We start from the raw sequence: 7216 nt of genomic DNA on the forward strand, positions 1-7216 counted from the left end.
GGCTTCGCACTGGGTCGGGTTCACTTTACCCGGCATAATGCTTGAGCCTGGCTCATTTTCAGGAATGCGAATTTCACCAAAACCACAACGTGGTCCACTCGCCAACCAGCGAATATCATTGGCAATTTTATTCAGGCTAACGGCTAAAGTCTTTAAAGCACCTGAAGCAAAAACTGCTGCATCACGGCCGGCCAAAGCTTCGAACTTGTTAGGAGCGGTGACAAAAGGCAAGCCTGTTAATTTAGCCAGAGTATCCGCAGCTTTAACAGCATAATCTGGATGTGCATTGAGGCCTGTACCGACGGCGGTTCCGCCTAATGGCAGTTCATATAACCCTTGCAAAGCATGATACAGACGAATCAAGGCATGATCCAGTTGAGAGACATATCCACTGAATTCCTGACCTAAAGTTAAAGGTGTGGCATCCTGAAGATGGGTACGACCAATTTTTACAATCTCGGCAAATTCCTGAGATTTAGCATGCAAGGTATCACGTAAACGTGTCACTGCCGGTATTAACAGTTCATTGATCTGTAAGCTAGCTGCCACATGAATCGCGGTCGGAAAAGAATCATTGGTCGATTGAGCGCGGTTGACATGATCATTTGGATGCACAGGCTTTTGTGCACCTAAAGGATTGCCCAGTTTCTGGTTAGCAATATTGGCAATCACTTCATTACAGTTCATGTTACTTTGCGTGCCCGAACCGGTTTGCCATACGACTAAGGGGAACTGGCTATCCCATTGACCGCTAATCACTTCATCCGCAGCACCGATGATATAGGTCGATAACTCATGAGGAATCTGGTTTAACTCGGCATTGGTGATCGAAGCTGCTTTCTTGACCAAGCCCATGGCACGAATCATGGCGCGTGGCAAATGCTCATTGCCAATCTTGAAGTTCTGTAGACTACGCTGAGTTTGTGCGCCCCAAAGTGCTTCACTCGGTACAGCGACTTCTCCCATCGTGTCATGTTCAATACGTGTTTGCATGCTCAACCTCAATTGTTATTCTATGTTTTACTCATTTAGACAGCAGCTTCAATGCTGTACTCTATTCATCTTAATGAGTTTGATTAATTTTGCAAATGATAATTATTATCAATAATTAACTTATAGGATTCTTAATCACTGCCCTCTTAACGTATTCTGATAGAACAGCCATTCATCCTCTAACATTTTCCTTAAGGTATAGCGTGGCTGCCAATGTAACAACTGTTGGGCTTTATCCGTATTAGCACCCAGTTGATCCATTTCAGCATGCGGATATGGCAAAGCATCTACTGTAGGAACAGCGGATTGGGTGACTTCTGCAACCTGATCCAGCAAAGTCTGCATTGAGATCAGCTCTCCAGCGATATTAAAGGCTTCGCAAGTCCATTGTTGCTGTTGAGACAGCCAATGTAGCGACTTGAATACCGCATCACAGACATCCATCACATGTAGAAAACTACGTTCTACTGTATAGTCTTCGGTCTTGGCCTGACGGCGCAATTCCAGATATTCACGCTGCTTCGCACCCACCTGCATGGCCAGAGGCACAACATTCTTTGGTAAAGGTGGCACCCATTCACCTAAAATGCCATTTTCAAAAGCACCCGCGACATTGGAAAGACGTAACATCGCAATACGCCATTCATTATCCGTCTTGGCAGTATCCCGGATGATTTCTTCCACCATCTGCTGTGATTTAATATAAGGATTTGGATAAGTGTAATTGAAAGCCTGATCTTCTTTTAAATCCGTTCCGGAATGGCCATATACAGCCAATGAAGACAAATGCACCAGATTGCGTACTCCAGTACGCTGCATGGCACGCATCAAGCTCATGATACAGCTGACATTATCATTATAATATTCAAGTGGTTTTAAAACTGATTCTTCCAATGATTTAAAGCTGGCAGTATGAATGACAGCCTGTACTGAATTCTGTTCAAAAACTTTATTTAATGCCGGAGTGTTACGGATATCAATTTTGACAAAAGGCACATAGCGGCCGGAAATAAATTCAAGGCGTTCTAAGGTCTGTAGACTGGCATTGGCCAGATTATCGACCACAATGACCTCTAGTCCTTGTGCCATCAGACTTAAAGCAATATGTGAGCCTAAAAAGCCTAAACCACCCGTCACTAAAATCATTGTATACTACCTACTTTCTTTGTAGCCAAGATCATCATCCCGCGTTGATCAAGCCTGTAGTGAATTTCGATGAGCACCTTAATTCTTGTTACCTCCGCACCGACTTCTATTTATGCCTGGCATGCGCTTGGACTCGCCCAAGCTTTACAACATAAACAGGAAGCTTTCCGTGTATTTTTCTATCAAGATGGCGTGTCGGTCGCAAATGCATTGCAATGGGTGCCCGACGACCAGCGTCATCTCACACGTTCCTGGCAGGATCTGAATATCCGCTTACCCGTTTGTGTCAGTGCAGCCTTAGCGCGTGGGATTACAGATCAGGAAAATGCTCAACGTCACAATATTCAGCAACATAATCTTGCTGATGGTTTTGAATTGGTCGGTCTAGGTGAGCTTGCTAATGCTGTTCAGTCCTCACAACGTCTAATTCAATTCTAGATGCTTCATTTTTCAGGATGTGTTGCTTTTAAAAGGAATCTTGTGTGAAATCTGTACTTGTTATATTAACCCAAGCCAACCTAAACAGTTTGCAGGTGCATGAAAGCCTGTCTGCCACGATGGTACTGGCGACCTTCGGAGCTGAAGTTAAAGTGCTATTACAAGGTGCTGCTTTGAGTCTTTTACGTTCTGAACTCCAGTTTGACCAGCTTAAACATGCCTTTAAACTGGCTTCAAATCTGGTGGATAGTTTCGAATTTTATGACCTGACCCCAATTCTGGTTGAACAGAAAAATCAGGACTCTCCTTTTGTAAAGCAAAGCGAACAGGAAATTGAATTAATTGAACTCAATTCAGAATTCGTTCAAAAATTTGATCACGTATTGTATTGGTAAGGACGAAGGATAAATAAATGTCAGATCAAACCCTTTACCTGATCCAGTCAGATTATGCAGCGACGGCGCCAGTCCTTGATCAGTTAGCACAGCTCCATGCTTCAGATGATCAGGTGGTCCTGATGGGAGAATCTGTGCTGTATCTGGATCATGCTTTCGTACAGCAACTGCCGCAAGTTTATATCCTAAGAAATGATGCAGAAATTCTGATATCACCCTTATCGGGAAATGTTGTTTTACTCGACTACTCCGAATTTGCAGATCTATGTCTGAAATTTAGTCGTTGCATCTCAATGAAATAATCCATGAGTCACATATGAATCTAGAACTGGACCAAGATGGTCATTTAGTCGATTACACCATCTGGAATGAAGACGTTGCCCAAGTACTGGCAGATACATTGGAACTTCAACTTACTCCTTGGCATTTTGAAGTGCTACAGGCAGTCCGTCAATTTTATCAGCAGTTTGGGCATTCTCCTGCAACCCGTCCGTTGATTAAATTTTTGATGAAGACAGTTAGTCCGGAAATTAACAATGCCTTATTACAGGAAAAGTTTAATACAGGTCTGGTGGCACGCCATTTAAGCCGACTGGCTGGTATCCCGAAACCCGCGAACTGCTTATAAGTTTTAATCTAAAATATGAATGAAGAAAAAGCCCGTTTTAACGGGCTTTTTCTTATTAAGCTTATTTAGTATCTGCATCACAACTAAGTAAAGCTTTAAACCGGAAGATTAAAAACTTTTCTGATCCAATGCATTTAAGGCTTGATCCAGCTGTGAAGAGATTTCAGGCAGAACTTTCTGTAAAAATTCTATTTGAGCTCTCGCCTCTTCTGGAGCAACGACCTGAGCATTCACCAGATTCTGCTGTTGTAACAGCAAACGATCTAGCTGGCGATAGTCTGGCTTTTCGCCTTGACTTAAGCCATTCATCATTTGGGTAAAATCCAGATAAAGCTGCTCTCTCTGTTGTAATAAGACCTGCTGTTCAGAATCTACTTCCGGGTGTCTAGCCGTTCTTGCCGGTACAGCTGTTTTAGGATTTAAATTCGAAATAATTAGAGATTTAGTTGCAAAAGTCATCTGATCATCAGGTTTCAGTATATTGAATTCTGCCTTATAAATATCCTTATGAACCTGATAAGCAATCCCAGCCAGAATACTGATTAATAACATTCCCGCCAGCAGATATAAAGTAAGTGTTTTGTTCCTCATATATGCCACCTACAATGCTTAGAGCAATGTTCATAACACATTGCTCTTTTTAAGCCATGATTTGCTACGGCGTAGACCAGTCTGCTGGAGCATAACCAATCCGGACACGCTGTGGATGATTGCCTACAGGTACACTGGTCACTTTATTGCCTGTCGCGAAATCAATTACGGTCACCACATCCGTTTCACTTTCTGAAATGATACAGCTACGGCCATCCGGACTTCGGGTAGCCCAGTATGGCTTACCTGCAGGAATCAATTTTCCGGCAGTCAGACTCTGACGGTCGACAATGGTGGCGTAATTATCCATCGTGCCCGCAACACAGAGCTTCTCACCATCAGCACTGATCGATAAACCATGATGGCGGGAATCATTCACCCATTTGGTACGATCTTTGGGAATGCTATCGCTACCTGGCAACTGCCCAATACGGGTCACTTTATTCTGGTTTAAGTCATACTCAATCAAACCATTAAAAAATGATACCTGAGCATAGAGTTTACTTTCATCCTTGCTAAAGACCATCGGCCGCACTGAATTAGATAAATCTTTTCGACCAAACGCATCCAATGCCGGTCTAAAGTCAATTTTCTTAAGCACCTGATGGGTATTGGCATCTGCAATGGTGATATAGCGTTTACCCTTGGTGAAATCCTGCCACTGCGCATCAAGAGAGGTTTCTACATTACCAATGGCCGAGTTCAGAATTTTTCTGCCATTATCAAAGTAGATATTTTCATGCGGTTTATCACCCGTCGCAAATCGACCAAGTTCCTTACCAGTATGAATATCCAGTACATGCACCACATTTCCGGAAGATGCGGAAACCGCGACACGCTGGCCATCTGGTGAAACTGCCATATGATCCGCGCGGAAGCCTTCAACTGGAGTACGCCAGTTAATTTTGCCTGTCTTGATGTTGATAGAGACCACATCGGCAAAACTTGGACGGGATGCGACCACTGACTGTCCATCTGGCGTGGAGTACATATCGTCGACCAGCTGATCATTACCTTCAACCCGCAGTAGCTTGAATATAGGTATAGGTAATCAGTTTAATGGGATTGAGGTGAATCTCTTTCAGACGCTCCTTACGATCAGGAATCATGTTGATCACACCAACCTTGCCAAAGTCACCTGAAGATCGAATCACTGTAACTGTTCCATCCCAGTTATTACCCACAAAGAAAACTTGCTGGGAATTGGGCGGTTGAGGCAAGGTAGACGAATCTGCCTGTGCAGTTGAAAAGACTGAGAGCATGGCCATCGCGGACAAGCTCATACAGAACCGTGATAATCGTTTTTTCTGGATTTCCATGCGGTATTCTCCATATTTTCTATTTTATTGTTTTTATCTTTGTTCAATCCACAGTCAGGCCGTGGATCTCAATCATCCACTATACAATGAAGAAAAAACCATGCTGAATTTTCCGACAGAATAGAAAGATAAGAATCCAGAAAAGTTGAAGCGTCCATTGATATGAACGCTTCTCAGTAAGATAGTTTTATTGAAAAATGCTTTGAACTTTAGACATCCAATACATCAACGAATTGAGCATCTAGAACCTTAGCTAGGTCCGCAGGTTTTAAACCAATATCCAGACCGCGTTTACCCCCACTGACATAGATTTTATTCAGCTGTTCTGCAGATGCATCAATGACAGTTTTCAGGCGTTTTTTCTGCCCAACCGGACTAATCCCACCGACAAGATAACCGGTTAGACGTTCTGCCTGTTTGGGATCAGCCATTTGTAGCTTTTTACAACCAAAGGCTGATGCTACTTTTTTCAGGTTTAACTGATGGTTGACTGGAAGAACTGCTACAAAATACTGCTTCTCATCTGTGACCAATAAGGTTTTAAATACTTCTTCTACTGCCAGCCCTAACTTTTCTGCTGCTTCCAAACCAAAGCTTTTGGCATTGGCATCATGTTCATATTCGTGAATGCTATATTCAATTTTTTGAGATTTTAATAATTTGCATGCAGGTGTCATAACAGCTTCGATAGTATTTTGACGGGATCTTCATTATAGCTTATCAAGTCTGCTTGGGTTTTATTCTGTGATTCTGAATAGCTTATATAATCAATATGTGTTCAAAATACAATCAGATACCATTAGCTTTTAATCCAGAATATCTATTCATATTGCACTTTAACTGAACTTAACTATCCCATTTATCATTGTAATTCCGCATACCATCTTGTTCTTAAGCTTAAAAATTCATCATTTAAAAACATAGGCAACATTCAGATGAATAACAACGCCTATACATGAAGTGCCATTTTGCCAATGTTATTGAGCGAACATAAAGAATTACAAATAAAGGTAAGCTTTAGAAAATTGAGCACATTCGTCAATATTAGAAGAGGCCAGTAAAAGATTAATGAAGAATCATAAGTTTTTAATTTTACTTTTACGGCCAGTATCATTTAGCCAATGTTCAGTAGCAATGAGCCTATCTCTTTTTGCAGAAAAATAATGTGTGACTTGCTTTACTAGCGACATAAAACCCATTTAATACTAAACTTCACTTCATACCATTTATCAAATAACTTTTTGATTTTTATTCCAAGTTTGATATTTTAGTTTACAGAATAATGAATAGAATAAAATTCTGATTCATTCAAAAATATAATGAAAACCCGGTCTTTTACCGATCACCGTAATTTTTGATATGAGCAGAGATTTCGACTAATAATTTTTATTTTTACAAGCCATTGCCGAATAAATACGCAATTTAAAAGAATTATGAATAAACATTGAGGTCTAACTTACACAGCATAAATGTAACAATTCAGCCAATTCATCTAAAATATAAAAATGATGTAAAAGACGAAGATTTGGTAGTTTTGAACATTGCTAAATGCTTGCAAAGTTTTCATTATATGGCCACTGCGTGGTACATGCTTTTCTATGTCAAATCAAAGAAATTATAAAAATAATGTAGGAATTCATGCCATAATAGGCGAAGTTTGTAGACATCTTGCAAACCTATCCTGAAACTTTTTAACTGGAGCACCT

General features: G+C 41.1%; 8 protein-coding genes and 1 pseudogene. 4 read left to right on the top strand and 5 right to left on the bottom strand.

Annotated features, from left to right (window positions below; all coding sequences use genetic code 11):
• Nucleotides 1–993, bottom strand: a 993-nt coding sequence (locus B4J23_RS06910) for a class II fumarate hydratase (RefSeq protein WP_291359551.1), incomplete at its 3' end; no start/stop codon positions are given.
• Between the two features lie 135 nt (nt 994–1128).
• Nucleotides 1129–2139 carry an NAD-dependent epimerase/dehydratase family protein gene (locus B4J23_RS06915; protein WP_291359553.1) on the bottom strand — a complete coding sequence of 337 codons (1011 nt, stop codon included), beginning with the start codon at nt 2137–2139 and terminating at the stop codon, nt 1129–1131.
• A gap of 69 nt (nt 2140–2208) precedes the next feature.
• Between B4J23_RS06915 and tusD the strand changes: the two genes are divergently transcribed.
• The 4 genes from tusD to B4J23_RS06935 are packed head-to-tail and all read left to right on the top strand — an operon-like array spanning nt 2209 to nt 3600.
• A complete protein-coding gene (gene tusD, locus B4J23_RS06920) occupies nt 2209–2577 on the top strand; it encodes a sulfurtransferase complex subunit TusD (protein WP_291359554.1) in 369 nt (122 codons plus the stop codon).
• A gap of 44 nt (nt 2578–2621) precedes the next feature.
• Nucleotides 2622–2972, top strand: a complete 351-nt coding sequence (locus tag B4J23_RS06925; RefSeq protein ID WP_005235449.1) for a hypothetical protein — start codon at nt 2622–2624, stop codon at nt 2970–2972.
• A 17-nt stretch (nt 2973–2989) separates the two neighbouring features.
• A complete protein-coding gene (locus B4J23_RS06930) occupies nt 2990–3274 on the top strand; it encodes a hypothetical protein (protein ID WP_291359557.1) in 285 nt (94 codons plus the stop codon).
• A 14-nt stretch (nt 3275–3288) separates the two neighbouring features.
• Nucleotides 3289–3600: a TusE/DsrC/DsvC family sulfur relay protein gene (locus B4J23_RS06935; RefSeq protein WP_005235445.1), complete on the top strand. Its 312-nt coding sequence runs from the start codon at nt 3289–3291 to the stop codon at nt 3598–3600.
• A gap of 108 nt (nt 3601–3708) precedes the next feature.
• Here the strand turns inward: B4J23_RS06935 and B4J23_RS06940 are convergent, their stop codons facing one another.
• The 3 genes and pseudogenes from B4J23_RS06940 to ybaK form a co-directional block, all read right to left on the bottom strand.
• A complete protein-coding gene (locus B4J23_RS06940) occupies nt 3709–4191 on the bottom strand; it encodes a hypothetical protein (protein WP_291359559.1) in 483 nt (160 codons plus the stop codon).
• Nucleotides 4192–4255: 64 nt separating this feature from the next.
• Nucleotides 4256–5510: pseudogene (locus B4J23_RS06945) on the bottom strand (YncE family protein).
• Between the two features lie 209 nt (nt 5511–5719).
• Nucleotides 5720–6187 (bottom strand): Cys-tRNA(Pro) deacylase, encoded by a 468-nt coding sequence (gene ybaK / locus B4J23_RS06950; RefSeq protein ID WP_159122961.1) that lies wholly within the window; start codon nt 6185–6187, stop codon nt 5720–5722.
• Between the last annotated feature and the right edge of the window lie 1029 nt (nt 6188–7216).

Origin of the sequence: Acinetobacter sp. UBA3025 (assembly GCF_002367915.1) — a bacterium.
Lineage (GTDB): Bacteria > Pseudomonadota > Gammaproteobacteria > Pseudomonadales > Moraxellaceae > Acinetobacter.

Excerpts from the sequence above, each read along its gene's own strand:
- B4J23_RS06915 (WP_291359553.1), bottom strand. The coding sequence starts at position 2,139 with ATGATTTTAGTGACGGGTGGTTTAGGCTTTTTAGGCTCACATATTGCT.
- tusD (WP_291359554.1), top strand. The coding sequence starts at position 2,209 with ATGAGCACCTTAATTCTTGTTACCTCCGCACCGACTTCTATTTATGCC.
- B4J23_RS06930 (WP_291359557.1), top strand. The coding sequence starts at position 2,990 with ATGTCAGATCAAACCCTTTACCTGATCCAGTCAGATTATGCAGCGACG.
- B4J23_RS06935 (WP_005235445.1), top strand. The coding sequence starts at position 3,289 with ATGAATCTAGAACTGGACCAAGATGGTCATTTAGTCGATTACACCATC.
- B4J23_RS06940 (WP_291359559.1), bottom strand. The coding sequence starts at position 4,191 with ATGAGGAACAAAACACTTACTTTATATCTGCTGGCGGGAATGTTATTA.
- ybaK (WP_159122961.1), bottom strand. The coding sequence starts at position 6,187 with ATGACACCTGCATGCAAATTATTAAAATCTCAAAAAATTGAATATAGC.